The organism is Lysinibacillus odysseyi 34hs-1 = NBRC 100172 (genome assembly GCF_001591965.1).
GTDB classification, from domain to species: domain Bacteria; phylum Bacillota; class Bacilli; order Bacillales_A; family Planococcaceae; genus Lysinibacillus_B; species Lysinibacillus_B odysseyi.
Map to the genome: position 1 here is coordinate 183,095 of NZ_BCVX01000008.1, position 26,152 is coordinate 209,246.

General features: G+C 41.6%; 27 protein-coding genes and 1 riboswitch. Of the genes, 7 read left to right on the forward strand and 20 right to left on the reverse strand.

Annotated features, from left to right (window positions below; genetic code table 11):
* Positions 1-2 precede the first annotated feature (2 nt).
* The 7 genes from BOD01S_RS23025 to BOD01S_RS14400 all read right to left on the reverse strand — a co-directional run bounded on the left by BOD01S_RS23025 (position 3) and on the right by BOD01S_RS14400 (position 6,559).
* Positions 3-158 carry a hypothetical protein gene (locus tag BOD01S_RS23025; protein WP_156117014.1) on the reverse strand — a complete coding sequence of 52 codons (156 nt, stop codon included), beginning with the start codon at positions 156-158 and terminating at the stop codon, positions 3-5.
* A complete protein-coding gene (locus BOD01S_RS14375) occupies positions 136-819 on the reverse strand; it encodes a response regulator transcription factor (RefSeq protein WP_036153535.1) in 684 nt (227 codons plus the stop codon). Before BOD01S_RS14375 ends, BOD01S_RS23025 begins: the two co-directional genes overlap by 23 nt.
* Positions 820-916: 97 nt before the next feature.
* Positions 917-1,795 carry a DMT family transporter gene (locus tag BOD01S_RS14380; RefSeq protein ID WP_036153423.1) on the reverse strand — a complete coding sequence of 293 codons (879 nt, stop codon included), beginning with the start codon at positions 1,793-1,795 and terminating at the stop codon, positions 917-919.
* A gap of 170 nt (positions 1,796-1,965) precedes the next feature.
* Positions 1,966-2,361: a hypothetical protein gene (locus BOD01S_RS14385; RefSeq protein ID WP_036153425.1), complete on the reverse strand. Its 396-nt coding sequence runs from the start codon at positions 2,359-2,361 to the stop codon at positions 1,966-1,968.
* A 15-nt stretch (positions 2,362-2,376) separates the two neighbouring features.
* Positions 2,377-3,762, reverse strand: a complete 1,386-nt coding sequence (locus tag BOD01S_RS14390; protein ID WP_036153427.1) for a sensor histidine kinase — start codon at positions 3,760-3,762, stop codon at positions 2,377-2,379.
* Positions 3,759-4,430, reverse strand: coding sequence for a response regulator transcription factor (locus BOD01S_RS14395; protein ID WP_036153431.1), 672 nt, complete (start codon positions 4,428-4,430; stop codon positions 3,759-3,761). Before BOD01S_RS14395 ends, BOD01S_RS14390 begins: the two co-directional genes overlap by 4 nt.
* 32 nt (positions 4,431-4,462) lie before the next feature.
* Positions 4,463-6,559 (reverse strand): MMPL family transporter, encoded by a 2,097-nt coding sequence (locus BOD01S_RS14400; RefSeq protein ID WP_036153433.1) that lies wholly within the window; start codon positions 6,557-6,559, stop codon positions 4,463-4,465.
* A gap of 132 nt (positions 6,560-6,691) precedes the next feature.
* Here BOD01S_RS14400 and BOD01S_RS14405 point away from each other — a divergent pair, with 132 nt between their 5' ends.
* Positions 6,692-6,922, forward strand: a complete 231-nt coding sequence (locus tag BOD01S_RS14405) for a MerR family transcriptional regulator (protein ID WP_036153435.1) — start codon at positions 6,692-6,694, stop codon at positions 6,920-6,922.
* Between the two features lie 250 nt (positions 6,923-7,172).
* On the opposite strand, the gene BOD01S_RS14410 is transcribed toward BOD01S_RS14405, so the two are convergent.
* The 3 genes from BOD01S_RS14410 to BOD01S_RS14420 all read right to left on the reverse strand — a co-directional run bounded on the left by BOD01S_RS14410 (position 7,173) and on the right by BOD01S_RS14420 (position 10,377).
* A complete protein-coding gene (locus BOD01S_RS14410) occupies positions 7,173-8,159 on the reverse strand; it encodes a homoserine dehydrogenase (protein ID WP_036153437.1) in 987 nt (328 codons plus the stop codon).
* A 340-nt stretch (positions 8,160-8,499) separates the two neighbouring features.
* Positions 8,500-8,895, reverse strand: coding sequence for a hypothetical protein (locus BOD01S_RS14415; protein ID WP_036153440.1), 396 nt, complete (start codon positions 8,893-8,895; stop codon positions 8,500-8,502).
* 186 nt (positions 8,896-9,081) lie between these two features.
* The gene (locus BOD01S_RS14420; protein WP_036153442.1) at positions 9,082-10,377 is read right to left on the reverse strand and encodes an O-acetylhomoserine aminocarboxypropyltransferase/cysteine synthase family protein; all 1,296 of its coding nucleotides are present in this window, start codon (positions 10,375-10,377) and stop codon (positions 9,082-9,084) included.
* 158 nt (positions 10,378-10,535) lie between these two features.
* Positions 10,536-10,645: riboswitch (SAM riboswitch) on the reverse strand.
* A gap of 367 nt (positions 10,646-11,012) precedes the next feature.
* Between BOD01S_RS14420 and nfsA the strand changes: the two genes are divergently transcribed.
* Both nfsA and BOD01S_RS14430 read left to right on the forward strand, forming a co-directional pair.
* On the forward strand, positions 11,013-11,750 hold the full coding sequence (gene nfsA / locus BOD01S_RS14425) for an oxygen-insensitive NADPH nitroreductase (RefSeq protein ID WP_036153445.1): 738 nt from the start codon (positions 11,013-11,015) through the stop codon (positions 11,748-11,750).
* A gap of 134 nt (positions 11,751-11,884) precedes the next feature.
* Positions 11,885-12,304 (forward strand): hypothetical protein, encoded by a 420-nt coding sequence (locus BOD01S_RS14430; RefSeq protein WP_036153446.1) that lies wholly within the window; start codon positions 11,885-11,887, stop codon positions 12,302-12,304.
* Positions 12,305-12,432: 128 nt separating this feature from the next.
* Here the strand turns inward: BOD01S_RS14430 and BOD01S_RS14435 are convergent, their stop codons facing one another.
* Positions 12,433-14,121, reverse strand: a complete 1,689-nt coding sequence (locus BOD01S_RS14435) for a hypothetical protein (RefSeq protein ID WP_036153448.1) — start codon at positions 14,119-14,121, stop codon at positions 12,433-12,435.
* 103 nt (positions 14,122-14,224) lie between these two features.
* Here BOD01S_RS14435 and BOD01S_RS14440 point away from each other — a divergent pair, with 103 nt between their 5' ends.
* From BOD01S_RS14440 to BOD01S_RS14450, 3 genes are all read left to right on the forward strand, one after another.
* Entirely contained in the window at positions 14,225-14,866 is a 642-nt protein-coding gene (locus tag BOD01S_RS14440) for a lysoplasmalogenase (protein ID WP_036153451.1), read from the forward strand.
* Positions 14,867-14,893: 27 nt separating this feature from the next.
* Positions 14,894-16,117, forward strand: coding sequence for a peptidase T (gene pepT / locus BOD01S_RS14445; RefSeq protein WP_036153453.1), 1,224 nt, complete (start codon positions 14,894-14,896; stop codon positions 16,115-16,117).
* A gap of 111 nt (positions 16,118-16,228) precedes the next feature.
* Positions 16,229-17,182, forward strand: a complete 954-nt coding sequence (locus tag BOD01S_RS14450; protein ID WP_036153456.1) for a DMT family transporter — start codon at positions 16,229-16,231, stop codon at positions 17,180-17,182.
* Positions 17,183-17,465: 283 nt separating this feature from the next.
* Here BOD01S_RS14450 and BOD01S_RS14455 read toward each other — a convergent pair whose 3' ends face one another.
* Positions 17,466-17,909, reverse strand: coding sequence for a DUF4395 domain-containing protein (locus BOD01S_RS14455; protein WP_036153459.1), 444 nt, complete (start codon positions 17,907-17,909; stop codon positions 17,466-17,468).
* Positions 17,910-18,020: 111 nt separating this feature from the next.
* On the opposite strand from BOD01S_RS14455, the gene BOD01S_RS14460 reads away from it, so the two are divergent.
* Positions 18,021-18,731 (forward strand): IucA/IucC family C-terminal-domain containing protein, encoded by a 711-nt coding sequence (locus tag BOD01S_RS14460; RefSeq protein ID WP_036153463.1) that lies wholly within the window; start codon positions 18,021-18,023, stop codon positions 18,729-18,731.
* 68 nt (positions 18,732-18,799) lie between these two features.
* Here BOD01S_RS14460 and BOD01S_RS14465 read toward each other — a convergent pair whose 3' ends face one another.
* The 8 genes from BOD01S_RS14465 to BOD01S_RS14495 all read right to left on the reverse strand — a co-directional run bounded on the left by BOD01S_RS14465 (position 18,800) and on the right by BOD01S_RS14495 (position 26,133).
* Positions 18,800-19,441 carry a GNAT family N-acetyltransferase gene (locus BOD01S_RS14465; protein ID WP_036153465.1) on the reverse strand — a complete coding sequence of 214 codons (642 nt, stop codon included), beginning with the start codon at positions 19,439-19,441 and terminating at the stop codon, positions 18,800-18,802.
* Positions 19,441-20,556, reverse strand: a complete 1,116-nt coding sequence (locus tag BOD01S_RS14470) for a mandelate racemase/muconate lactonizing enzyme family protein (RefSeq protein ID WP_036153467.1) — start codon at positions 20,554-20,556, stop codon at positions 19,441-19,443. Before BOD01S_RS14470 ends, BOD01S_RS14465 begins: the two co-directional genes overlap by 1 nt.
* A complete protein-coding gene (locus BOD01S_RS14475; RefSeq protein ID WP_036153469.1) occupies positions 20,553-21,674 on the reverse strand; it encodes an amidohydrolase in 1,122 nt (373 codons plus the stop codon). Before BOD01S_RS14475 ends, BOD01S_RS14470 begins: the two co-directional genes overlap by 4 nt.
* A gap of 252 nt (positions 21,675-21,926) precedes the next feature.
* Positions 21,927-22,076, reverse strand: coding sequence for a hypothetical protein (locus BOD01S_RS23385; RefSeq protein WP_169745606.1), 150 nt, complete (start codon positions 22,074-22,076; stop codon positions 21,927-21,929).
* A gap of 120 nt (positions 22,077-22,196) precedes the next feature.
* A complete protein-coding gene (locus tag BOD01S_RS14480; RefSeq protein ID WP_052124787.1) occupies positions 22,197-22,487 on the reverse strand; it encodes a hypothetical protein in 291 nt (96 codons plus the stop codon).
* Positions 22,488-22,555: 68 nt separating this feature from the next.
* Positions 22,556-24,565, reverse strand: a complete 2,010-nt coding sequence (locus BOD01S_RS14485; protein WP_036153471.1) for a TRAP transporter permease — start codon at positions 24,563-24,565, stop codon at positions 22,556-22,558.
* Positions 24,555-25,064, reverse strand: a complete 510-nt coding sequence (locus tag BOD01S_RS14490; RefSeq protein ID WP_036153474.1) for a DUF1850 domain-containing protein — start codon at positions 25,062-25,064, stop codon at positions 24,555-24,557. The genes BOD01S_RS14485 and BOD01S_RS14490 overlap by 11 nt, the downstream gene beginning before the upstream one ends.
* A 61-nt stretch (positions 25,065-25,125) precedes the next feature.
* Complete coding sequence (locus BOD01S_RS14495; RefSeq protein WP_036153476.1) at positions 25,126-26,133, reverse strand: TAXI family TRAP transporter solute-binding subunit; 1,008 nt, start codon at positions 26,131-26,133, stop codon at positions 25,126-25,128.
* Positions 26,134-26,152 lie beyond the last annotated feature (19 nt).

The window sequence follows — 26,152 nt, forward strand, 5'->3', positions numbered from 1 at the left end:
TCCTAAAATAACTTGCGTAAAAGCTTGATGGTATCCATCAAATTTGTATCCACCCAGCTCCATACGTATGCCCCGATGCATACGATCCCTACAGCAGCGGCAATCAGGCTGCATGTTGAACAAATGCGCAGTACTTTATTTTTCAATCTTGTATCCAAGGCCCCACACCACCTTCAGATAACGGGGATTTTTCGGATCGGCTTCGATTTTTTCACGGATTTTCCGAATATGCACTGCTACAATGTTTTCCGCATTATACGCTTCTTCATTCCACACAATTTCATAAATTTCATTGATGGAAAACACTCGTCCTGCGTTTTTCAATAGCAGCTCGGTAATCTTGTACTCGATTGGCGTCAGTTTCACAGGCTCACCGTCCACCCGCACCTCTTTTGCTTCCGGGTGGAGTGTAAGTCCTGATACTTCCTCCTGCTGGCGGTATGTGCCCAGCTCGGTGTAACGCCGCAGCTGGCTCTTCACACGTGCCATCAATTCCAGCGGGTGGAACGGCTTTGTTAAATAATCATCCGCTCCAACCGACAATCCATGAATTTTATCCGTATCTTCCGCTTTTGCGCTGAGCATAAGAATCGGGATATTACGCTCTGCACGTATTTTGAATGTTGCTGTAATGCCGTCCATTTTCGGCATCATGATATCAAGGATAATGAGATGGACTTCATTCGTTTTCAAAAGCTCCAATGCTTCACTGCCATCCGCTGCCTTGAGCACATGATACCCTTCATTTCTCAGGTAGATCTCTATTCCGTCACGGATATCCTTGTCGTCATCCGTGACGAGCACAGTTAGCTTGCTCACCATAAACACCTCACTGCTTTTTCCTATAGTCTTATCGTAAAACAAAAAAATGAGTTTTTTTGTATGCCAAATCTGAAGAATTTCTTAAGAAGCTGCACTATGCTTCTTCAGGGGAAGTTGTACGATTATTACCAAAGGTCAGCACGACAATTCCACCCAAGATAAGAAGAACCCCTGCCCAGGAAGTTAAAGATAGATATTCTCCCAGGAACAGTACGCCTAAAAGTGCGGCAGTCAACGGCTCGGCCAGACTCAATGTTACTGCTGCCGAAGAGTTGACAAAGCGGAGCCCAGCTAAAAATAATAGATAGGCAATACTCGTTGTGATAATCCCCATATAAAGCATCGGCAGGAGATTTCCCTTATCTGTTATCCATAATACACCTTCCATTAAGGCAATCGGTGCCAGTATAGCAGCACATAACGAAAATGTCATCGCCACAGCCGGCAATGTTTCTACCTGCTCCATCAACTGCTTGCTGACATTTGTATAAAGGGCAAACATTAAACCGGCACACAGCGCCAGCCCGATGCCGAAAGGATCGATTATCCCCTCTCCCCGGTTTATGAACAGCATGGCACAGCCGATGATGGCAAAACTTGTTGCCCAAGCCCATATACGGCTCGGTCTTTCTTTCCAAATTGTCCATTCCAAAAGGCCGGAAAATACAGGTGAACTTCCAATTGTCATGACCGTTCCAATAGCTACTCCTGTAAAACGAATGGACGAGAAAAACAGACACTGGAATAAGGCAATGGCAAGGGCGGCAAGAATATTCCATTTCCATGGCCATGTCCGCCAATTCATTTTTTTCATTACAAGAGTAATTATCAGTAATAATCCTCCCCCGATGCCCGATCGTACACAGGCAACAGAAAAGGGCGAAATTCCCTCCTGAAGAAAGGTCTGTGTTGTCCCGGTCGTACCCCAAAGCATAGCTCCGAACAACACCATTATGTACGGTAAAGATTTCATAAAAAGCCCCCTTACAAAGATTATAACGTCTGGAGGTTAAGTACGGAGCTTTTTTATAAATATAGAAGAAAATTCCTATAAATTCAGCCAGTTATAATAGGGCGAATGACCAACCATTCGTCTTGCTATCAAAAAGAAGTCTGCCCTCCTCGGACAGACTTTTCTCACTCTTATTTTTCTTGAACTTCTATAAAGAATGTAATCACCATAAACAATGTGAACGCTAGCAATAGCAATGTTCCTCCAACAATGAAAAAAATCATCACAAATGTGTCGTTCAAATTGAACGGATTCAAATTATACATCCACATGCCGAATGTCAGCCCAAAAGCACCGGTCATTGCCAATATACTTTGAATTGTTACTAGTATTTTATGCTTAATTGTATAAACCTTATAGAATATCCCCCAGGCAAATACCGAAAGCCATCCGACCAACAGTATGTGTGCGTGGATTGGACGTAGCGAATAGTCTATATCTCCACTCATTTTAGAGCCTAAAAATGTTCCAAACAAACCAAAGATTGCAGCAAATCGAATCAATCGAATTGACCATTTTTTCTCCATTTCCCTTATCTCCTTTTATCTTCTCTCTATCGGAATCCGAATGATAAACATACTACCTAAGCCTGGCTCACTTTCCAGCCTAATAGTACCCCCATGCAGCGTTACCACCTGCTTAACAATTGCTAGGCCAAGACCCGTCCCGTCTTTTTTCCGTGCTTCATCTACACGGAAGAATCGCTCAAACACCTGCTCCTGTACTTCAGATGACATACCAATGCCTGTATCCTTGAAAACTATCTCAATCTCTTCTCCAGCACCACTGCATTTAATAACAATGCTGCCTCCGGGACGATTGTATTTAATAGCATTTGATAATAGATTATCCCATACATTCACGAGCAGTTCCTCGTCTGCATAGGCAACGGCCTTTTCTGCTTTGTAGGAAAGCTCAATTTCCTGCTCACTCAGCCGCCAACGGTATTTCCGGATCGCCTCCTTTAGTTGCTCATCAATGCGAAGCTGCTTAAATTTCACTGGATATGTTGCCTGATCGAGTGACGTAATCAGCAGAAGCTGCTTTGTTAAATTTGATAGGCGCTTCGATTCTCGGTCAATAATCGCCGAATATTCCAGCCTCTCTTTTTCGCTGACCTCTTCACCCTGCAGCAGCTCCGCATAGCCTTGAATATTCATAAGGGGTGATTGAAAATCATGTGATACATTGCTGATAAACGCCTTACGGGCCTCATCATTATGTGCCAATTGTTGCTGCATGAGATTAAAGCTCTCTGCCAGCTGGCCGATTTCATCCTTTCTCGAAATATCCAATGTATAATGGAAATTTTCCTTCGACACTGCTTTTGTGGCCTCTGTAAGCTGGGTAATCGGGCGGATGAGCTGGCGTGTCATCAAGACAACGCCGGTTATACTGACAATGGCAATAGCCAAGACAAACCCGACAAGCACGGTATGGATATCTGAAAAGAGCATTTTATTGTTTGGCCGCAAAAACAGGCCGTATTCCTTTCCTTCTACAGAAAAGGGTACGCCGACTGTGTTTTGTACATCATTGGAAAAGTGGCTCATCATGAGAAAACTCCCCGAAAAGCTTTGCATACCGTGATAGATTTTTCCCTCTAAAATTTCTTCAAGCACTTCTGCTGGCATTTCCTCGTTCGTAAAGGCTTTGCCAAAATACATATAATCACCAGCTTCATTTACCATAAAAACCTGATAACCAAGCTTTCCAATGGAGGCTAAATATTCATTCATTGACTCCTCAGAACCGTGTAAATTCTCCAAAATATGAACTACTTCTTGTGCAGTGTCTACATTTTGCTGATCAACCTTATCTTTTGTAAATGTGAAATACACAACGTTAGCGAGTGCAAAACCGATTCCTACACTACATATCAGGATGATAATTGTAGCACTAATAAACTGCCTATATAATGTCCTCATTTATTCGCCTCTAATTTGTAGCCAATTCCTCGCACCGTCTGTATTTCAACCGTCGCACCGTATCGTTTCAGACGTTCTCGAATTCGGTTAATATGGGTATTGAGCGTCATTTCGCCACCTTCATAATCAGCTCCCCATGTCTGTTCAATTAACAGCGTCCGCTGTATTATTTTATGCGCCCTGGCTGCTAACAGGCTTAGTAACTCAAACTCCTTCATTGGCAGCATAATCGTCTCTTGATTAATGACCACCTCAAAGTTTTTACGATCAATTTTAAGGTTTCCCACTTCGATTAAAGCATCAATTGAGCGCTCGAATCGTCTTAACACAACAGCGACACGAAAGAGCAGCTCTTTTGGTTCAAAGGGTTTTACAATATAATCCTCCGACCCGGCAATAAAGCCTTTTTCCTTATCCTCAAGCTGGCCCTTGGCGGTGAGAAGGATGACCGGAATATCAAGCTCTCGCGTAAGAATTTCCGTAAGTTCAAAACCGTTCATGCCCGGCATCATCACATCTACTATCGCTAAGTCCACTTCTTTCTCTTCAAGCACATCCAGTGCCTGCTGTGCATCGCTCGCCTGCTCGACCTCATAACCTTCGCGTGTCAGGTGAATTGAAACAAGCTGTAAAATATCATGATCATCATCTACGACTATTATCCGCATATCATCCCTCCACGCTCTGAGTAGGAGCAGTATTATTTATCTTTTTCAAAAAATAGGATTAGCGATGGCAACAGCATACCACGTACTAGGAAGGTATCAATCAGAATTCCAATCGCTACCATGAATCCAAAAATGAACAGATCGGCAATCGGCATTGTCGTAAGTGCAGCAAAAGTAGCCGCTAAAATTAATCCTGCAGAAGAAATGACGCCGCCTGTATTACGGATGGCCACCTCTAATGCATCCTTCACTGTCTTGTTTTTACGTTCTTCCAGGAAGCGCGATACTAAAATAATGTTATAATCAATGCCCAGCGCTACGAGGAAAATAAACGCATACACTGGTACCCGTGTACTTATAGCATCATACCCAAACAGCACGTCTATAAGGAATAATCCTAGGCCAAGAGCCGAAACATAGGAAATTAGTATGGTTGCCATCATATAAATCGGCATTTTAATTGAGCGTGTTAAGGCAAACAGTAATACAAGGATCAGCAGAGTTTCCAAAATCACAATTTTGATAATATCCCCATTGTTAATGTCTCTCTCATCCGCCAGCTTGGCCGTTATACCGCTAAAGTAGACGTCTGCCTCAATTTCTAAATTCTTCACGGCATTATCTGTGTCCTTACGTAACTTTTCTATAAAATCAATTGCTTCTGACGAATAAGGGTTCATCGTTAAAGAAACGTTAATTTTTGCTGCCGTTTGATCATCTGTTAAGTCTACCAATGTGACCGAGTCAATTTCTTCATTGCTTGTCAGCTCATTGCTGAAGGCTTGGATTTCTTCTTCTGTCAGTGCTTCAACACCCTGCAGAATGATTGTTGTTTGTGCCAGGTCCCCTTTGTTAAATTTTTCTTCTACAATTTCATATCCTACTCTTGAAGGCAATTTTTCCGGGAAGTTTTTAACAGAGTTAAATTCAAAGTCCAAGTTAAATACGTTTAATGCCGTAATCAACATAAAAATGGCAACCAGCCCGCCTGAAAGACCAGGCTTATTAACAACAAATTTTGCGACTGCTCCCCATATCCCATGCTTCACTTCTTTTTGCTCGCCGTATTCCGGTACTTTTGGCCAGAATGCTTTACGGCCAAACAATGTAAATAACGCAGGTACTAATGTAATAGAAGCCAGCATTATAATAAACATCGCTAAGCCAAAGATTGGGGCGAAGTTCTGATAATCACGGAAATCCGCAAAGAATAAAATGAGCATTGTTGCAAGGACTGTACCACCTGCAAAAAATACTGGCTCCCCTGTTGCACGCATGGCATCCTTCATTGCCTCATATTTATTTTCATAGTGGTTCAGCTCTTCGCGATAACGGGAGAAGACAAACAGTGAATAATCGATAACTGCTGCAAACAACAGGATGCTCATAATAGAAGTTGTCGAGTTGTTAATTTCCAGCCCGCCTAACCCCATCAGTGCTACCGATTGGTTTACTACCTGGTAGACAATCACGGTTGCAAGCAACGGAATGAATGCAAGCAGCGGTGAACGATAAATCACAATCAACAGCACCAAAATAATGGCAATTGTCGCAAACAGCAACTGAAGGTCTGCAGATTCAAAGAGCTTTGTCGTGTCACCTGCTATACCCGCCGGCCCGGTAATATAGAAGTCCAGTGCTAGATCCTTCGCTGCTTCGTTTCCGATTTCTGAAGCTGCATCATTGATTTCCGAATAATCGGCATTGCCAAGACCCGCCTCCAAATTCATCGGCACGATCATCGTCGTTTTATCCTCCGATGTAAATGCAGCTAATGCCTGTTCTGGCATAGCTGAAACATCAATTATCGTTTCAATGCCTTTAATATCTTCAGCCATAATCGCATTCAACACTTGCTTGACCTCATCAAGCTCAATATTTCCCGTCTCATTATGGAAGACGAGTATCCCAGGGGTTCCCAGATCATTCGGGAACAGTTCCTCTAATTTATTCTCCGCAATAATAGACTCTGCCTCATCGGGAAGCGACTGGAAGTTTGTTATTTTATAATCACCTAACTTTGGACCGGCACTTAAGCCGATCATCAGCACAAGCCAGCCAATGATTGTAATCCACATCCCACGCTTTGTTGAAACCCAGTCAGTTATTGGGTATAAAAACTTTTTCACTGTGTTTTCCTCCTTCATTATTCAATTTCCACTTTGTATCTTACTGGATGAATATAAATTCAATATAAACTTTCCTTTACGATTCTCGTGGTATAATGAAAGTATTATTAGATGGAAACGGGGGTCATCAAAATGTATAAAACGGTGGAAGAGACTGCTAAAGATATCGGCATGCCTGAGCATCAAATTCTGCAGTACATTTACAATGGCCGCATTAAAGCTGTCCATGACGGCGAGCAGTTCTTAATTAACAGCCGGCAGTTCGATACTTATCATGAGCAGCTTGAGCGTATTAAAGAGGAAATTGAAATTTGGCGGAGCACGCCTATTCCAGACGATGTGGATGTAAAGGATGAAGACTGAGCACTGTAAAGCGGCAACTATATAGCACCAGCTTGACTGCTTTAAAAAGCACTGGAAAAATGGCGATATGAGCACAGAATGAAAAAATGCTGACTGCACCATTTCTCACATATTTTATAACGTATCCTTACTATTTTTTCACAAAAAACCGGACAATCCCTGGAAAATGGATTGTCCGGTTTTTCTTTATTTGTGTCGCAGGGTATATCTCCACTTTTTTCGATTAGCAGGACATACGATCTGATAATAGCTAAATCGTAACAACAAATCCGGCCCGCTTGCCGATAATCTCTGCATAATCCTCTACCATGACAGAAGCAGTCGGATACATACCAGCTCCCGGACCTGTCACTGTTAAGGTGCCAATGTAGTTTGTATCTATAGCTACTGCATTAAAAACATCATCAATCGGGAATAAAGGATGCTCCCTATCTACAAGCATAGGTGCTACCTTACCTACGATTTTCCCATCTGCCTGCCGCTCTACTTCTGCTACATGACGGTATCGCATTCCCTGTTCCGTAGCAACTTTTACATCCTCTGCAGAAATAGTATCAACCCCGATTACTTCTACTTCTGCCCAAGCCGGCTGTTCACCAAAGGCTAAATCTGACAGTACCATGAGTTTTTTAAATGCATCCTGACCGGAAATATCATTGTAAGGATCAGCTTCTGCATAACCAAGGCGCTGTGCTTCCAGCAGGGCTTCCTCGAAACTCCATCCTTCCTTACGCATTTTTGTCAGCATGTAGTTTGTCGTACCGTTCAAAATTCCCTGAATGCAGCTTACATCATTGACGAGCAGAATATTTTTCAATGTCTTAATAACAGGCACACCACCGGCGACCGTCGCCTCATACCCTACAAATACACCATTTTGCTTTGCCAGTGTCTGCAGTTCCAGTCCCCTCTTCGCAAACATCACCTTGTTTGCTGTCACTACATGACATTTGTTTTCGATAGCCTGTTTCAAATAAGAAAATGCCGGCTCTTCATTAACGATTGCCTCAAATACAACTTGCATGCCTTTTTCGGCAAACACTTCATCAATATTATCTGTCAATAAATGCTGCGTCCCTGGGATTCGTTCATTTGACGTATCACGCACCAAAATTTTAGCTACCTCTAACTCCACGCCTAATTTTTCCCGAAGCGCTTCTCGCTTTTCATTTAAAATATGATAAATCCCTTGACCTACTGTGCCAAATCCTAGGATGGCCGCCTTTATTACTGCCATGTATGTCTCCTCCAAAGTCTCAAAAAATCTATATAAACGCACAATTCTAAAAATTTTATATAAAAATTCTATCTTATATTATAAACGAAAACAAGAAGAATCTCCTCTAGAAAAACATTTGTTTTTGTAAAATGAACACAGAACTTTTTATATATTCTTTTATGTTTCATATTTCTGCCACATTTCTCCGCTTTTACAAGGAAACCTGATCAAATAACTACTATTTAAAAAGAGAAGTTCCTAAAAAAGAAAAGCACCCATAGTGGATGCTTTCAAAAGGGTTGATTGTGTAACCTTTCATTTAACCCTTTCGTGTTATGTGTTTTTCCCATTTATCCAGCTACACAGCTATATTCATTCCCTCTAATGATACACGATAACGTTCGAGCACCTTTTTCGCGATCATTTCCTCTTTTTGTGTAAAGGGAGGGATACCATATGTACGGTGTACAAGCTGAAATTCCCCGTATTTTAAATACCACTCTTTTGCAGGTAATAAAATATGGCCTGTCCCTAAATCCTTATAGGCATCATATACTTCCTTTACAACAAATCCGGCAGAGGCCGGGCTGTATGTCATTTCAAAAAAAGCGCCATGACCAAATACCTTTTTCCAAATAGTATTGATCTGCCCTAATAATTGCTGGAGGGAACACTGATTTACGAAAGCTTGGACTTCATTTAGTTCATATATAAAATAAGCTGCGACATGTTGAGCACTATAAATATTCCCCATTTTACACTCTCCTTTTTCCGAGTATGATAGTAGGTTTTAATGTTGGCTTTATATTACAAAACAGTACAGCTATTGTCAATAAAACTTATAAACTTACTATGAATTTGTTGTCTTTTTTAGCAAAAGCGGCGGCCCTCTGTGAAATGACACGGAACCACCGCTTTTGTTGCCGAATGAGGCAATGAATTAAATGTTAGCAGTTACTTTTTCTTGTACCTTTGCTAGCGCTTGTTCTAAATCAGCTATAATGTCTTCTACATTCTCTAATCCGATTGACAGGCGGATGAGCCCTTCGGATACACCGGCTATTTTCAGCTCCTCAGCTGATAGCTGCTGATGTGTCGTTGATGCCGGATGAATAATTAAGGAACGGGCGTCTCCAACATTCGCTACGTGAGAGAATAGTTCCACGTTATCAATTAACTCACGTCCAGCATCCCGGCCGCCCTTAATCTCAAATGTAAGAATAGAGCCATAACCATTTTTCAAATACTTGTTGGCTAAATGATGAGAAGGAAACTCTTCAAAGCCCGGGTAATTTACATAGTCCACAAATGAGTGATTTTTTAAATATTCCCCGACCTTTAAAGCATTTTCATTATGGCGGGCTACACGCAGATGAAGCGTCTCCAGCCCTTGGATGAAATGAAAAGCAGAATCGGCTGACAAAGTCGGTCCAAAATCACGCAGCAGCTGCACACGTAGCTTTGTTGCAAATGCTGCATTCGGTACATCTATTCCATAGCGGATCCCGTGATAGCTCGCATCCGGTTCCGTAAACCCAGGGAAACGTCCCTGTGTCCAGTCGAAATTTCCGGCATCTACCACTACTCCGCCAATTGTAGTGCCATGGCCGCCAATCCATTTGGTTGCTGAATGGACAACAACATCCGCTCCAAAATCAATAGGGTTTGTGCCATATGGTGAAGGGAATGTATTGTCAATAATTAATGGCAGCCCATATTCATGAGCAATAGCCGCAACTTCCTCGATGTCTAAAATGTTTAAACTCGGATTGCCAACTGTCTCGGCATAGATTGCTTTGGTTTTTTCTGTAATTGCCAAGCGGAAGTTTTCCGGGTCGCGCTCATCCACAAATGTTGTCGTAATCCCATACTTCGGTAATGTAGTAGCAAATAAGTTGTAAGTCCCTCCGTAAAGTGAACCAGCTGATACAATTTCATCTCCAGCACCGGCAATATTTAAAATAGAAAAGGCAATGGCAGCTGCCCCGGATGACAAGCCCACAGCAGCTGTCCCCTTTTCAACTAACGCGATACGTTCCTCAAAAGCACCCACTGTCGGGTTCATAATACGCGAATAAATGTTGCCAGGCTCCTCAAGGGCGAAGAGGCGCTGCGCATGGGCAGTATCCTTAAACGCATAAGCCGTTGTGCGGTAGATTGGTACGGCGATTGCTCCTGTAACAGGATCCGGCTTTTGGCCGCCGTGCAATAATAATGTTTCTGGGTTTTGTGACATGAGTATCTTCCTCCTAAATGTATAGTCGATGGACAATCGGTCGAGGAGGATACGGAAAACTCCCCGCACTCTATTTGGAAAAGGGCCTCTGTACAAATGAGCACTAAAAAGCCCTCTTCTCAAATAAGAAGAGGGCTGCGAATGAGCAAGTTTTCCTCCCCTTATCTTTCAGATCCCGATTCGAATCTGTAGGAATTAGCACCTTTGTAAGTCATTACTGGTTGCCGGGCATCACAGGGCCTAGTCCCTCCGCCGCTCTTGATAAGAGTTTATGATTCATGTTCCATCTATTGTTTCAAAGTATAAAACAGGTTAAACCGATTAGTCAACTATTAGTTTAAAATTTTCAGATTTTAAATTTCTTTTCCACCCCTGTTATGCTCATTCATGAATAAAACTGGCTTTATATCAGGCTTCAAGAACAAACATTCAGAAACAAGAGCATATGGAATAGATGCCTTTACTACAAAAGGTTTCTTGAAATTCCACATTTCATTGACAGCACTCGGCTATTTGTCCGTTTACTTGTTTAGCGCAACGTATTAGCAATAGATTGGCTTACTCCAAAAAAATATTATAAGATGGGCTTAAAGGAAATTCCTTTAAGCTGATTTTTGTAGAAGGGGGACAATCAATTGAATAAGACAAAAGAACTTTTAAAAAGTCACTCATCTGTCCGTAAATATACGGGAGAGGAAATTCCGCGTGAAACAGTGGTGGACTTAATCGAAACGGCTCAAATGGCCGCGAGCTCACATTTTGTACAAGCATACAGCGTCATTTGGGTAACGGAAGAGGAGAAAAAGCAAAAATTGGGTGAGCTATCGAAAAACGAGTTTCAATTCCAAACAGCAGGAGCCTCTTTCTTATTCTGTGTAGACTTTAAGCGTCTGCAAAAAGCTGGCAAAAAAAATGGAGTTGACATCGTAGTAGATTCTGCCGAAAACCTGCTTGTCGGCGTAGCGGATGTCGCTTTGTTTGCACAAAACTTTGTTGTCGCTGCAGAATCTGAAGGTTATGGCATTTGCTATATCGGCGGTGCTCGTAATAATCCACAGGGAATCAGTGAATTATTTAACCTTCCGGAATATGTATTTCCATTATTTGCAATGACAATCGGCAAGCCGACAAAACGCAATGAAACAAAGCCCCGTCTGCCTGTAGCTGCTGTACTGCATGAAAATGGCTATGATGAGGAAAAATACGAAACCCTTCTCGATGAATATGATGCAATAATGGAATCGTATTACGCAAGCCGCTCTTCCAACCAAAAAATGGCCAATTGGACAAAACAAATGGCTGATTATCTGATCGATCAAAAACGGCCATTTATAAAGGAATTCCTGGAAACAAAAGGATTTACTTGGAGATAGTATAAAAGGGCTACAACCTAAAAGCGAAATTGACATGGCTGAACACCTGTTAATTTCGCTTTTTTGCTGAAATCCTCCGTTACATTTTGTTAAAATGGAATGAGCGAAAAAGATAGGAAGAAAGGACTTTTCGTATGTATACAAATAAGCAAGTAGCAAATTCTCTTGAAAAACAGCATCTCCAAAATGTGCGGAAATATTATTTATCTATTGCAGATATTAATATTGCTTTATCAGCGGTGCATCAAGCAATTATGCCACAGATCGATTTAAAAAAATACCAATTTGCCACTGACTATATTCATCAATACATTTCCTATACATCTGTATGGAATCTGAAGTTTGTTGCAAATCTGGAGAGCCCTGAAGTGGCATTACTGCAGATTTTCCACCTGCATTACATATTTGATCAAGAACCGAAAGAGCGATTCATTAAAGAACGTGCGCTTCTGGCGGAACAGGAGCGACATTTTTATAATCTAAAGCCTTATAAAATCGAACATATGGAAAAGCGCAAACAAAAAATGCTGGATTATATTAAATCACATATTTAGCTGCTATTAGATAGCGGATTTCCCGCTTTTTTCCCTTCTGTGCTAAAAGAGCATGACTGCGTGCCATGTATGTTTACAATAAAAAACCCGAAAGCAAGTTAAGTACTTACTTTCGAGATAATTTTCATCTATTTCTGTCCCGGCAATCCTGTAATCACGACATCTTTGACCGGTAGGAACTGCTCCCCGGTTGCCAAATAGATTACGTTTACTGTATCTCCTGCTTCCATATAAACAGCAAGAGGAACCGTTTCTGTGCTAACAATAAAGCTTTTCCCTGATGCCAATAGGAAGGATACCATCGTGAAGTCGCCTACCCGCTCCTTATATACACGGATGACTTCGCCTGTAGCACGAGCCTCCTCTGCATCAGAGGCACCTTCCACCATACTTCCCCCACGGGATAAAGCTGTTTTATATAACTTCAGGGCTTCGTTCGGTGTGGATGCATAGGCAGATATTTCCGGATTGGCTGCCGAAACGATGAAATAATTTTGCAAGAAGCCGTTCGAATCAAGCACGGCTGTCAGCCAGCTTGCTTCTCCGTAAAAGTTGTACAGGACCGGCATCTCACCTTCCCATTTCTTCTCGATAAATTTCTTCTCAATGATTTCCAGCGCCCCCTGGGAATCCATATAAGACTCTTCTAGATTACCAGTGTAATACGTAGCTTCTCCTGTTCTGGCATTTGTTAAAGAATAGCCGAGCATCGAGTCTACACCCTCTTTTGGACTTGTAAAATCAGTGAAGTAATACATCTCTCCTTGTTCTGTAAAGATCGGTGATACATTTGCCTCCGTTCCTTCATCCGACGGCAGCTTGACATCCTTTTTGCCGAACACGCTATTCCAGAAACCGTGTACATAATTGCCAAAGTAGCTGTTTTGCAGACTGACTGTTTCTGGGGATACGGCCCCATCGATAAAGGCAGGTACGTCTGCCAAAGTTATTTTTTCCGATTTACCGGTAGCTGCGTCCACTAAAATGATCCCTTTAACATCAAAGCCGTTCCGGGCTGATATAAACTCGCCGTATGAGCGAATATAATACGGCTTACCATCATCATCCACCTCAAGCTGTGGTGCTCCGTAAAAAATCAATGTAGGATATTGCAAACGTATATGCCGCTCTAAATTTTTATTCAGGAAGGCGGACGGTACATAGGTCATTTCCTGCTTTACAAACTTTGGGTTTTCATTTGCGTCTGTTGCACTCATCGTGAAATAACCAGGTGTTGTTTTTCCATTGAACCATTTGAACAGTCCTGAAAATTCAACAGGAGCAATATACACATACTCCCCATTCACCTTCTGGATCTGTAAATTTCCTAATTCATAAAAACTCGTATTCGGTACTTGCCCGAAAGCCTTTTTCATTTTGTTTTTCACATATTTCGGCGGTACACTAGCAGGTGTCTGAGTCTCATCAAATGCCTTGATTTCTACATCTTCTGCCATCTCCGCTGATTTATATTTATCGTTTGCATTAAATAACGGCGCACCGAGTATATAGGCGACAGCAATAATGCTCAACAGTACAACTGCAGACTTTATTTTCCTTTCTATACCCGTTGAGAAAATGGCTCCCCCCAGGGCGATTACTGGTAATATATAAAGAAAAGTGGTCCACTGCAGATCAATTTTCGATACATATACGACGAAAAATGTCGAAATAAAGCTGAAAATTAAAACAGAGACAGCTATAATTCTATACTGCTTCGATGTCAGCTCTACTTTTGGAAATTTTTTTGTCACCGGTACGAGTAAAATAGTGATAATACCCGTCGCGATTATTGAAATGATAAATAATTGACTCATTCGAATCATCCTTTCTATTCATCCTTTTCTACGGACTAATCAGATAAAAGGTTTCATAATTATAAATAAGCCCTGGCATTTCACACTTAAAGGAGGCTGTTTCATGCGCAATATTCCGCTCATTCTCGCTGTGATTTTCGGATTTTACTATGTATTTTTATTGGATACAATCCCCCTGGAAACAAGAATGGTTTTCAAGCTTATTCCAATGGTACTGATTATTCTCTTTGCCTTTTTAACCCGTATTCGTATAGCAAGATACTATGTACTTGTATGTACCGGTCTTATATTTTGTGCAATTGGCGACTATACGCTTCAATGGTTTATTATTGGACTAACAAGCTTCCTGATTGGTCATATTTTTTATATTGCTGCCTTTTCTGATGGTAAAGCACACGTGCCAGCCAGTATAAAGATCGTTCTGGTCCTTTACGGAGCTTCCATGGCAATTTGGATGTGCAGCAAGCTCTTTGGTCAGGATGAAGCCATTCTAGCAATTGCGGTATTTGCTTATATTAGTATTATTTTAACGATGGGCTGGATGTCTTTTAAAACGGGTGCCCTCTATGCCAAAGTAGGTGCTCTTTCATTTATCGTATCCGACAGCATCCTTGCGATTAATAAATTCATTCTGGAGGTCCCTTTTTCTCACGAACTGATCATGTTCACCTACTACGGAGCACAAATTTTCATTGCGTTAAGTATTACACAATATTCCGAAAAGCGAAATAAAGTGGTACACTAAATATACCATTTTAAGGAGGTATAATTGATGAAAGAAAAATGTATAGAACGCCTGATCCGCTATGCTAAAATCGATACACAATCAGATGCAAGCAGTAACACAACACCTTCTACACAAAAGCAATTCGATCTGCTTCATGTACTGAAGGAAGAACTAGCTGATATCGGCCTGACAGAGATCACATTAGATGAAAACGGGTATCTGTTTGCTACCTTGCCGGCCAATACAGATAAGTCTGTACCGACACTTGGATTCCTTGCCCATGTTGATACGACTTCTGATTTTACGGGGACAAACGTCAACCCGCAACGCATTGATCACTATGATGGAAAAGACATCCCGCTGAATGAAGAACTCACAATGTCAGTGGAATATTTTCCGAATTTAAAGAACTATGTTGGACAAACACTGATTACAACGGACGGAACAACTTTACTCGGAGCTGATGATAAAGCTGGTATAGCTGAAATCATGACAGCAATGGAATATTTAGTGCAACATCCGGAAATCAAACATGGTAAAATTCGTGTTGCGTTTACTCCGGACGAAGAAATCGGGCGTGGACCACATAAATTTGACGTAGAGGCATTTAATGCTGACTATGCCTATACACTGGACGGCGGGCCGCTGGGTGAGCTTCAATACGAAAGCTTCAATGCAGCAGGCGTAAAAGTAACGACTTATGGCACTAGCGTGCATCCAGGGTCTGCAAAAGATAAGATGGTAAATGCTACAACAATGGCGGTTACATTCCAAAACTTGATGCCACAGGATGCAGTGCCTGAAAAAACAGACGGATATGAAGGTTTCATTCACTTGATGAGCTTCAACGGCCGTATCGAAAAAGCCGAATTATCATATATCATCCGTGACCATGACCGTGAAAAATTCGAAGCAAAAAAAGCACATATGCTGAAAGCAGAAAAACAAATTAAAGCAGCTTATGGAGAAAAGGCAATTAAAGTAGAAATTGAGGACCAATATTATAATATGGGCGAAAAAATTGAGCCTGTTATGGAAATAGTGGATATTGCAAAAGAAGCGATGCATAAACTCGGTATTACACCGATTATAGAGCCTATTCGCGGCGGCACGGACGGCTCCCAGCTTTCCTTTATGGGACTGCCGACTCCAAACATTTTTGCCGGTGGAGAAAATATGCACGGGAAGTTCGAGTATGTATCCGCTGAAACGATGGAAAAAGCAACACAAGTAATTTTAGAGATCGTCCAGCTATTCGAACAAAAGTAGGTTGAAATTTTCATTGAAAAGTTTATAATACGTGTTTAAGCGGAGTGTTTTGGCACTTCGCTTTTATTTTCTGATAAGTTAACTGAATTTTCAGAGTGGAGGTGCAAAAAAATGAAAGAAATCGCAATCGGTATACTTGCCGCATTCTTTTTCGGCTTTACTTTTATTTTTAATCATTCGATGGAGCTAGAAGGCGGAAGCTGGCTATGGAGCGCGTCACTCCGTTATTTTTTCATGCTGCCATTTTTAATTGCCATTGTTTGGATGCGCAAGGGAGGTAAACCGTTGACAAAAGAGCTAAGACAGGCACCCATTCCATGGCTTGGCTGGAGTTTTGTAGGCTTTGTACTGTTTTATGCTCCCCTTACATTCGCTGCTGCATTTGGTCCCGGCTGGCTCGTATCAGGCACATGGCAATTTACTATTGTGGCAGGCGTTCTGCTTGCCCCTTTATTCCTGACAGCTGCAGGAGGCCGGCATAAAGTTCCGCTTGTTTCCCTGGCTATTTCGGCCGTTATATTAATTGGTATACTTCTTATTCAAATTCCACAGGCAAGTACAGCTTCCTGGCAAACCATTTTGCTCGGTGTGCTGCCAGTTATTGTCGCTGCCTTCGCCTATCCTCTCGGTAACCGAAAAATGATGGATGTATGCAATGGCCGGCTTGATACATTTCAGCGAGTACTTGGTATGACGCTCGCATCGATGCCAGCATGGATCATCATGGCTATTTGGGCTCTCCTAACAGTTGGGTTACCGACAAGCTCACAATTATTCCAATGTCTCCTTGTGGCAGTCAGTTCAGGCGTTATTGCAACAACCTTGTTCTTTATCGCAACAGACCAGGCCCGTAATAATCAAGGTAAGCTCGCGGCGGTCGAGGCAACCCAATCGACAGAAGTCTTGTTTGTTATGGCGGGTGAAATGCTGCTGCTCGGAATTCCATTGCCGTCATCCATTGCATTAGCCGGTGTGGGCGTCATCATTGTAGGCATGCTGATGCACAGCTATCATACAATGCTTTCTGCAAAGAGAATGCACCTCGAAGATATTGAATCCTCCTAAGAAAAAAGCGCCAAAATCTTATCAAAAGATTTTGGCGTAAATGGTTTTCTCTTATTCAAGAGAAGTTTTAAAAATAAAGGGTGAAAACAAATCTTCATGGCAAAAGCCATAAGTTGTAATGTTCTAAAATGAGGGGGGTTTAGAACATTTCATGAACTAGCACACTCCTGGAGAAAAGTAGCTGAAGTTCAAGTACACTCACACTGTTTTGCAAGTGATACTTTGTATATGATAATGATAATCGTTATCATTTGTTTCGTCAATACATTTTTTAATAATTTTTTCAATTTTCTTTTAGTGTACTTCTTTGCTTTTTTCTATATACGTACTGATTCCATTGAAAATGGATAAAGCAGCCTACACAAAAACCTAAAATAGCGATAAATGATGCAATCGCCACCATAACAGTAAATATATAGCCAACTACCGGAAAACCAGCAGCAAATCCGACCAGCCCTCCACCTAGGCAGCATGTTGCAATGCTGGAATTAAAGCGTTGCTGCACTGCATCCTCAGGAATATAGTCTTTTACATCCTTTTTTAAAAAAAGCTTCGCTATCCTTATAACCGGATTGAAGCCAATCATAAAACCAAGCAGATTAGCAATAAAAGGAATGAGTAAAATCCAATATTGCCCTGTTATCCATGTAATGACCACAGATAAAAAAATTGTCCACTGATTTGTTCTTACCAATGGGCGTGGAATAGATACGGGTCGTTGTCGCATATCTAAAACCAACCTTTCTTATGAGTTTTATATATTTTAATTCATTTACTACGTTTTGTATAGAAGGAAATGTTACAATATATACATAACTATTTTTGAAAGGTGATCAGTATGCCTGCACTTTCCTATGATCAAATACGCCAATTGAATTCATATAGCATTTATACGGAGGAGCCGTCAAAGCCCCTCTTCACACTGGCAAACATACAAAAGGACTTTTATCTGACCGATTTTCGCAACCTGCTAATGGGTGTTACCGGAGCCGCCACAGAGGCAGCTGCCGTATCCCATTTTGGCCGGCGTTACGGGATGTTTATAGCGATGCAGTTTTATATGCTGGCTGCTTATGATGAAGTATGGGATGGCAATTTTAAGGATATTCGTTTCGCTGTGGTTGAGGAATATGGTATGCGTACATTCGGTACCTTTATTACAGCAACAGATTTTCGCTATGTAGAGGACGATGAACGAGAGCGTGTTATCACAAACATTCTTTATAAGCAATGTTATGAAATTATTCAGCAATTAAGAAAGACAACGACCATCTCCCCCTTAACACTATGGGAGAATATTTTTGGCTACATGCTGTGGCACTATCATATGCTGCTTGAAAATCCAGCACTTGCAGATCGGGCCTTCGAAGACCTGGAAATCTTAGAAAACGAAAAAGTATGGAGTACCTTCTCACAGAAGTCCCTGTTCAAGTCATATACAGGTGGATTGAATCCTTCACAGCTCATTAATATTCCTGTCCGAAAAAGCTGCTGCTTGTCAAAGGATGTTCCCGGTCTTATGGCCTGCGGTTTCTGCCCGGTTAAATAACATTTCGTAAAGCTTAAATGTTTTTTCTACAAAAAGGCGATTCTCTAAAATTGAGAATCGCCTTTTCATCATCTTCTATATACTACTATCCAATCACCTTCAGCAGATTCCATCGACGTCCCAACAAAGCCTTCCGCTAATAGCTGCTGCTGTCCTTTAGTATCTCCCATCGATATAGCTACCTGCTCGTCGCCAAGCTGATGATCGGCATGTAAGTTTTTGCCGAACACATAACGCAATTTACCGCCATATTTGAATTTAAGCGCGTATACATACATTCCTTGTGCAAACTTATCCTTCAAGCTGGCAATGTTATAGGGCATGACCGTTGCACAGACCCAGTCAATATGTGTTACATTCACTTCCTCCATAACCCAACCAGCCATCAGCTTTTGCAGGCCCTGTCCCCGGAATCTAGGGTGAACATTCGAGATTTCCTGATAAAGTACTCTTGAAAGGTCAACTGCTCCGACATCTTGACCAAGATGTTCCTCCTCGTCAGCTTTGGGTTTCAATAGCGCGCGAAATGCCACAAGCCGCTCATCTACAAACACACCAAGCATGACACCGCTCCCCTGTAAAATATGCTTGAGTTCTTCTTCACTCAGCGGTTGCAGGATATTTGGATCTTCAAGCGCATCACACACCTCCTGCTGCAGTGCTTGAATAGCTCGAAGATCTATTTCTTTTAATAATCGGTGAGTAAACATTAACGTACCACATCCGAATATTGTGTCAGCTCGCTCAACACCGATTCATCAATTTCTACGCCTAAGCCGGCACCAGTACCAAGTTCAATGAACGGAATGCGGTAACTCTCACGCAAATTGCCGATATCTTTTGAGAATTTTAATGGCCCTGTCAGTTCCACACTCGTCATGACTTTTTTTGAAAAGGCTACGTGGAAGCCAGCCGCAGATCCAACGGAAGATTCCAGCATGGAGCCGATTTGGCATTCCATTCCCGCCATTTCTGCCATAGCAGCAAGCTGCATCGCCCGGTAAATTCCTCCACACTTCATCAGCTTAATATTCACTTTATCAGCTGCCCTTTTTGCGATAATTTCCCGCATTTCCCGCATCCCGCAAAGTCCTTCATCAATCATAACAGGTACGGTCGTTTTTGATTTAATTTCCACCATTGCATCAATATCATCTGCAGCAACCGGCTGCTCCAGCCAGTCAAGCCCTGCTGACTGAAGCTGACTTAAAGCCTGAAGTGTATTACCGCTGTTTTTCCAGCCTTGATTTACATCTACTCGAATGGCAATATCTTCGCCGACACGGGCACGTACAGCCTGAATTCTTGCTACGTCCCCAGCTACATCACGGCCAACCTTCATTTTGAATGAACGGTAACCCTCTGCAGCTTTTTCAGCGGCCTGGGCAGCCATTTTTTCCGGCTCACCAATGCTCAGTACATGCGTAATCGGGAATTTATCATGATAGCGGCCGCCAATCAGCTGATAAACCGGTACATCCAGCTTCTTTCCTGTCACATCAAAACAGGCAATATCGATTGCTGCCTTTGCAGCAGGTGCATTTTTCACCAGGCTGTCCATCAGCTCATGAATCTTTTCAAATTCCATCGGGTTTTGCCCAATTATTCTTGGAGCAAGCCGATGCTTCAATACAGCATATGTGCCTTCCAGCGTCTCACCTGTTACATGATCATCAGGTACTGATTCTCCCCAGCCTACAAGGCCACACTCTGTCGTCATTTTAACAATGATTGACGGCATAGAAGGATACGTATCATAACTTACAATAAATGGCTCAATTAATGGTAAATCAATTGCAAAGATTTCTACTTGTTTAATTTTCATTCCGTTTTTCCTCTTGCTGCGTTTTTTAATGTAGCCGTCAATACGTCTATTCCTATCTGTAATGCTTCTTTGTCAAATGTCATATTCGGATGGTGAAGACCCGGTACCAAATTGGCTCCGATGCCGATCATGGCCGCTTTTAATGCAGGCTGTTTAACCGTATAGTAATGAAAATCATCACTGCCTGGGGTAATAACGGCCGGTGCCAGATAATCCAAGCCACATGCCTCGATAATGGAAAGCTCCGCAATTTTTGCCGCCTCCTCGGATACCTCCGCTCCCGGTGTTAAATCAAGCCACTCCCATTGAACATCTACATCAAACATAGAGGCAATATGGCCAAATCCTTTTTCAATACGTTTTTGCAGTTCTTTTATCACTTCATTCTTTTGCGCTCTTACATCGATAGAAAAAGTTGCTTTTCCGGGGATGATATTGATGCTGCCTCCATCTGCCACTATTTTCGTCAGCTTGGCAGAACAAACCTCTGATGGGTTAATATGAAGATTTTGCAGCATTTGCTGGATAGCAAAAAGCACATCTACTGCATTCTTTCCTTGGTGTGGACGAGCCCCGTGCGCATCTATTCCCTGCACAGTACCCTCTAAGAATACTGCGGCCCCGTGATGTATCGCCGGCGCTACCTTTCCAAGCGGCAGCTCCTCTGAAGGGCGTAAATGTACGCCATATAAATATGACACATCTTTTAGTACATCCCGTGCGATCATAGAGAGTGCACCGCCTCCCGTTTCTTCAGCAGGTTGGAAAATAAACCGTACACGACTTTTCAGCTGCATATCCTTCAATTTCATTAAAGCACCTAAAACCATCGTGATATTTGCATCATGTCCACATGAATGATTTGCCTGCATGACGCCATTCACTTCCTGCCATAATGCATCAATATCGGCACGTACGGCAATTACCTCTTCCCCTGACCCGATTTCCGCGACAAGGCCTGTCACATCATCAAACAGTTTATAAGGCACCTTCATTTCATCAAGTATAGAGGCAATTTTCTTCGTTGTATTAAATTCTTTCCAGCTCACTTCCGGATATTTGTGGAAGTGGTCAAACCATTCTAAAATTATGTCCGTCTCTGACGCTACTTGCTTCATTATCAGCACCTCAAATTTTTTGAATTCACTTTCTATATTATACATAACTATTTTTGAAAGTTTAGCGCAACTTGCCTATTTGCTTATAAAAAGTCCTGTTAGAGAATAAAATTATATGTATATTTGGCTTCCTAAAGGCTTACTGAAAGGAATATGACCTTATTGATCGTTCAAGTAGGCAAATGCAAAAAAATATCTTTTTTAGCGCTTTTATAAATTCAGGCATCAAAAAAAGCCGGCTGGCGCCGACCCTTACAAGCTTGAAAAGAAGCCTTGTGGATATTGTGGTTGTTCTAGCGGCAAATATTCCTCTCGTTTCTCTAAATCAGAAGTCTCTGTTTCCTTTTCCACTTCCTCATCAAGTAAATATGTCTCAAAACGTGACGGTAATAAATCAGCCATATCATACACCCCTTATAGTTTGAATTTTCTAATAATTATACTATACAGGGCGTTATACTGGAATGCAAGTTCTTTATACACTTTATGCATAATATATATAAAACATATCTCTTCTTGATATTATTTCACTATATAAATCCTTCCGTCTTCAAGAGTACCATATGACAATAACGCTTCCACAGCGCTTTTGAGCGCTTTGTTTCTCACAATTACCTCCAGTTCAAATGTTTTATACTGGCTTTCAATTTCCGCAATATAGTCATGCAGACACTCCAATTGCTGCCCAACCTCTACCTCTACAAAAAAAGGAAGTCTGCGATCAGAAAAATGGGTGCCTCTTCTAATCCATACTCCCTCGTTTGAATAATAACGTAACGGGAGCTGCTTATTACAGGCAATAATAATATCCATAGTCTACCTCCTTTTTGACCATCTAAACAAAAAATGCCGGCTTATGCAATGCATAAGCCAGCTGCTTTTTAGGAAGTAACCGTTTTTGTACCTTTTCCTTTTTTATCACCTATAACTTGAATTCCAAACATAATACCAAAGACAATCAGCCCTGTAATATCTGAAATAGATTCCGGATAAATCATCGCAAGACCTGCTGCGATTAAAATAATCCGCTCAAACCACATTAACTTGCGGTACCAGTAGCCAATGACTCCTGATCCAATCGCAAGCATACCCATGATTGCGGTGAATGTTACCCAGATAATCTGCATTACAGTTACATCAATCATAAGCAGGGCTGGCGAAAAGATAATCATATATGGAATGATAAACGCCGCTATTGCGAGCTTCGAAGAATTCACACCCGTCTTGATCGGGTCACCACCCGATATCCCCGATGCCGCAAAGGCTGCAAGCGCAACCGGTGGTGTTATATCAGCAATAATACCAAAGTAGAAAACAAAGAAGTGAGCTGACATAACTACTACAACAGGCACTAAATCACTTGGTGTATTCGGTGCAAGAAGAGCAATGATAGCAGGAGCAGCAATTGTTGACGTAATAACATAGTTTGCAGTTGTTGGTGCTCCCATCCCTAAAATCAATGAAGCTATCATAACTAAGAATAATGTTAATATAATGCTGCCTCCAGCAAGCTGTACTAAGCTATTCGCTAACGATAGACCGAGACCTGTTTTTACAACTACCCCTACAATAATTCCTGCACAGGCAGTTGCCGCTACTACCCCAAGTGCAGTACGAGCGCCTTCTACTAATGCATCAATCATCTCCAGCGGTCCTAAACGTGTCTCCTTGTTGACCATACCTGCTAGAATACAAGCTAGGATTCCATAAAGTGCAGCATGCATAACTGGAACACCGACTAACATGAGAACAATAATTAATAAAATAGGGATCAATAAGTAAATCTTCTTTAATACTTCCTTACGATCCGGCATCTCTTCATCAGAAAGTCCTTTTAGACCTAACCGTTTTGCTTCAAAGTGCGTCATAATCCAAATACCAGTGAAATAAAGCAACGCTGGAATAGCAGCTGCCTTTGCAATATCCCAATATGTGACGCCCCGCCCGATGAACTCTACCATCAGGAATGCTGCAGCACCCATAATCGGCGGCATCAGCTGTCCGCCTGTAGAGGCTGCCGCTTCTACCGCCCCGGCAAACTCTTTCTTATATCCAAGTTTTTTCATCATAGGAATTGTATAAGAACCCGATGTTACTACGTTTGCAACGGAGGATCCTGAGATAGTCCCTTGCAGTGCAGAAGAGAAAACTGCTACTTTAGCAGGGCCGCCAACCAGCTTCCCTGCTATTGATACGGCCAAATCATTAAAATATTGACCGACCCCTGTTTTTACGAGAAATGCTCCGAATAACAAGAAAACAAAAATAAATGTGGCGGATACGCTGATCGGCGTACCTAAAATTCCGTCTGTCGAGAAGAACATCAGATTGGCAAGGCTTTCAATGCTTTGTCCCCGGTGAGCGATGAAATCAGGCATATATTGTCCGTAAAATGCGTACACAAGGAATAATGCTGCGATAATCGTAATCGGCAAACCTACAGCACGTCTAGCTGCTTCAAGTACGAGCAGTACCGCTAAAACACCGATATAGAAATCCGTTGTTTCCAATTGACCGACCATTTTAACTAGTCTTTCGTAGTTAATCGTCCAATAAGAGCCTACAATTATTGCAAGTATCGCTAAAATAACATCATAAAACGGAATTTTATCCTTTCGGGCTTTTCGTCGAGCCGGAAATAACAGGAAAATGAATGTCAGGCCGAACCCTAAGTGGACGGTACGTTGAATTTGTGCTGGAAAGACCCCAAATATAACTGTATAAAGCTGAAATAACGCAAACGCTAACAACCCAAAATAAATAATCCAGCGGAAAATGCCCGTGACATTTCGTGTATTCGATTCAATGTCATACTTTTCAAGCAGAGCCTGCTGTTCAGCTTCTGATAACTGCTGGAACTTCTCGTTTTTAATATCTTTATTATCCGCCATGTAACTCGACTCCTTTCATTTTTTCATAGAATGATATTTTTTTTATTTCAACTAAATAAGATTTACCCCGTTGTAAGTTTTCCTTTAAATCATATGTTTTTCCCTTGTATACAAAGTGTAAGGGATAGTCAACATCACCAATGTATAAGGTGAAGTTAGGCAACACCGTTTTCTCATAATACAATGTATAAATTCCATCCTCATAAATCAGCGTTTGACCTTCTTCCGCATAGCCAGGCATACCAACCGCTACATCTGAATAACTCATAGAGAATGGTACAATTTCATATGTAGATGATACTTTATATGTTTCTACTACATTGGATAGATGGATAGAGTGGGTAAAAGTAATTTGAAAATACGGCTCTTCTTCTACAGTTGCATAATACGTTCTAGGGTGATCTATCCGGGTTTCCGTAAAGCTAAATACTGGAAATATAGGGATAAACAAAAAAACGATAGCAATGGCTATTGTTAAGAATACGAGCAATTTTTTCATCTTATTCAACCTTCTCATAGGAAAAGAGCTCTGAAGCAATGTGCAACAGAGCTCATTACGTTTAGTTATTTACTTCATCAAAATATTTTTGAGCACCTGGATGTACTTCAATCCCAATGCCGTCTAACCCAGTTTCTGCTTTGATTAATGAACCTTTTGCATGGCTGATTTTATCTGTGTTATCGTAGATTGCTTTTGTCATTGCATATACTAAGTCTTCTGAAAGATCTTTCTTAACAGCTAGCATTGCAAGAACTGATACTGCAGGTACATCTTCTGCCAAACCGTATGTGCCGGATGGAATTGTATCTGTTGCATAGTATGGATATTTTGCAATCAGTTCCTCTGCCTTTTCAGCAGAAACAGGAATGATATTAACAGAGTTTGTAGCATTTAATGCTTCTACAGCGCCAGTTGGATAACCGGCTGTAATGAAGGCAGCATCAATTTGTCCTGACGCCAGACCATCAGTTGATTCACCAAAGTCAAGGTTTTGGGCAACAATATCATCTTCAATTGACAAACCATGAATTTCTAATAGCTGCTCAGCGTTTGCATAAGTACCAGACCCAGGAGCACCTACAGATACTTTTTTACCCTTTAGGTCTTCATATGATGTAATGCCTGAGTCAGCCAGTGTCACAAGTTGAATCGTTTCAGGATATAGAGCACCTAAAGCTGAAACTGTATCAATCGGCTGCCCTTCGAACATCTCCGTTCCTTCTGTTGCATAATATGCGATGTCGGTCTGCACAAATGCAATTTCGCCTTCTTCATTTTGTAAAGCTGTCATGTTAGCCGCTGATGCCTGAGAAACCTCAGCAGTCGTTTTCACACCCGTCTCAGTACTAATCAGGTCTGCAAATGTACCACCTAATGGGTAGTATGTACCTTGCGTACCACCTGTTAAGATACTTAAGTATTTTACACCGTAATCTTTTTCCCCATCAGAGGCCTTATCGCCTCCGTCTGATGTATTGCCATCAGATGAGTCATCCCCGCCGCATGCTGCTAAGATCAAGATAAATGCGCTTACAAGCATGAATAGCAAAAGCTTACTCTTTTTCATTGTATATATCCCCCTCAAA

Bases quoted from the DNA above. Each gene is read 5' to 3' on its own strand.
- BOD01S_RS14415 (WP_036153440.1), bottom strand. From the start codon at position 8,895: ATGGGGAATATTTATAGTGCTCAACATGTCGCAGCTTATTTTATATAT.
- BOD01S_RS14395 (WP_036153431.1), bottom strand. From the start codon at position 4,430: ATGCGGATAATAGTCGTAGATGATGATCATGATATTTTACAGCTTGTT.
- BOD01S_RS14485 (WP_036153471.1), bottom strand. From the start codon at position 24,565: ATGGCGGATAATAAAGATATTAAAAACGAGAAGTTCCAGCAGTTATCA.
- BOD01S_RS14465 (WP_036153465.1), bottom strand. From the start codon at position 19,441: ATGTTTACTCACCGATTATTAAAAGAAATAGATCTTCGAGCTATTCAA.
- BOD01S_RS14430 (WP_036153446.1), top strand. From the start codon at position 11,885: ATGTATACAAATAAGCAAGTAGCAAATTCTCTTGAAAAACAGCATCTC.
- BOD01S_RS23385 (WP_169745606.1), bottom strand. From the start codon at position 22,076: ATGGCTGATTTATTACCGTCACGTTTTGAGACATATTTACTTGATGAG.
- BOD01S_RS14380 (WP_036153423.1), bottom strand. From the start codon at position 1,795: ATGAAATCTTTACCGTACATAATGGTGTTGTTCGGAGCTATGCTTTGG.
- BOD01S_RS14470 (WP_036153467.1), bottom strand. From the start codon at position 20,556: ATGAAAATTAAACAAGTAGAAATCTTTGCAATTGATTTACCATTAATT.
- BOD01S_RS14405 (WP_036153435.1), top strand. From the start codon at position 6,692: ATGTATAAAACGGTGGAAGAGACTGCTAAAGATATCGGCATGCCTGAG.
- BOD01S_RS14440 (WP_036153451.1), top strand. From the start codon at position 14,225: ATGCGCAATATTCCGCTCATTCTCGCTGTGATTTTCGGATTTTACTAT.
- BOD01S_RS14450 (WP_036153456.1), top strand. From the start codon at position 16,229: ATGAAAGAAATCGCAATCGGTATACTTGCCGCATTCTTTTTCGGCTTT.
- BOD01S_RS14420 (WP_036153442.1), bottom strand. From the start codon at position 10,377: ATGTCACAAAACCCAGAAACATTATTATTGCACGGCGGCCAAAAGCCG.
- BOD01S_RS14495 (WP_036153476.1), bottom strand. From the start codon at position 26,133: ATGAAAAAGAGTAAGCTTTTGCTATTCATGCTTGTAAGCGCATTTATC.
- BOD01S_RS14390 (WP_036153427.1), bottom strand. From the start codon at position 3,762: ATGAGGACATTATATAGGCAGTTTATTAGTGCTACAATTATCATCCTG.
- BOD01S_RS14435 (WP_036153448.1), bottom strand. From the start codon at position 14,121: ATGAGTCAATTATTTATCATTTCAATAATCGCGACGGGTATTATCACT.
- BOD01S_RS14490 (WP_036153474.1), bottom strand. From the start codon at position 25,064: ATGAAAAAATTGCTCGTATTCTTAACAATAGCCATTGCTATCGTTTTT.
- BOD01S_RS14455 (WP_036153459.1), bottom strand. From the start codon at position 17,909: ATGCGACAACGACCCGTATCTATTCCACGCCCATTGGTAAGAACAAAT.
- pepT (WP_036153453.1), top strand. From the start codon at position 14,894: ATGAAAGAAAAATGTATAGAACGCCTGATCCGCTATGCTAAAATCGAT.
- BOD01S_RS14475 (WP_036153469.1), bottom strand. From the start codon at position 21,674: ATGAAGCAAGTAGCGTCAGAGACGGACATAATTTTAGAATGGTTTGAC.
- BOD01S_RS14385 (WP_036153425.1), bottom strand. From the start codon at position 2,361: ATGGAGAAAAAATGGTCAATTCGATTGATTCGATTTGCTGCAATCTTT.
- BOD01S_RS14410 (WP_036153437.1), bottom strand. From the start codon at position 8,159: ATGGCAGTAATAAAGGCGGCCATCCTAGGATTTGGCACAGTAGGTCAA.
- BOD01S_RS14460 (WP_036153463.1), top strand. From the start codon at position 18,021: ATGCCTGCACTTTCCTATGATCAAATACGCCAATTGAATTCATATAGC.
- BOD01S_RS14480 (WP_052124787.1), bottom strand. From the start codon at position 22,487: ATGGATATTATTATTGCCTGTAATAAGCAGCTCCCGTTACGTTATTAT.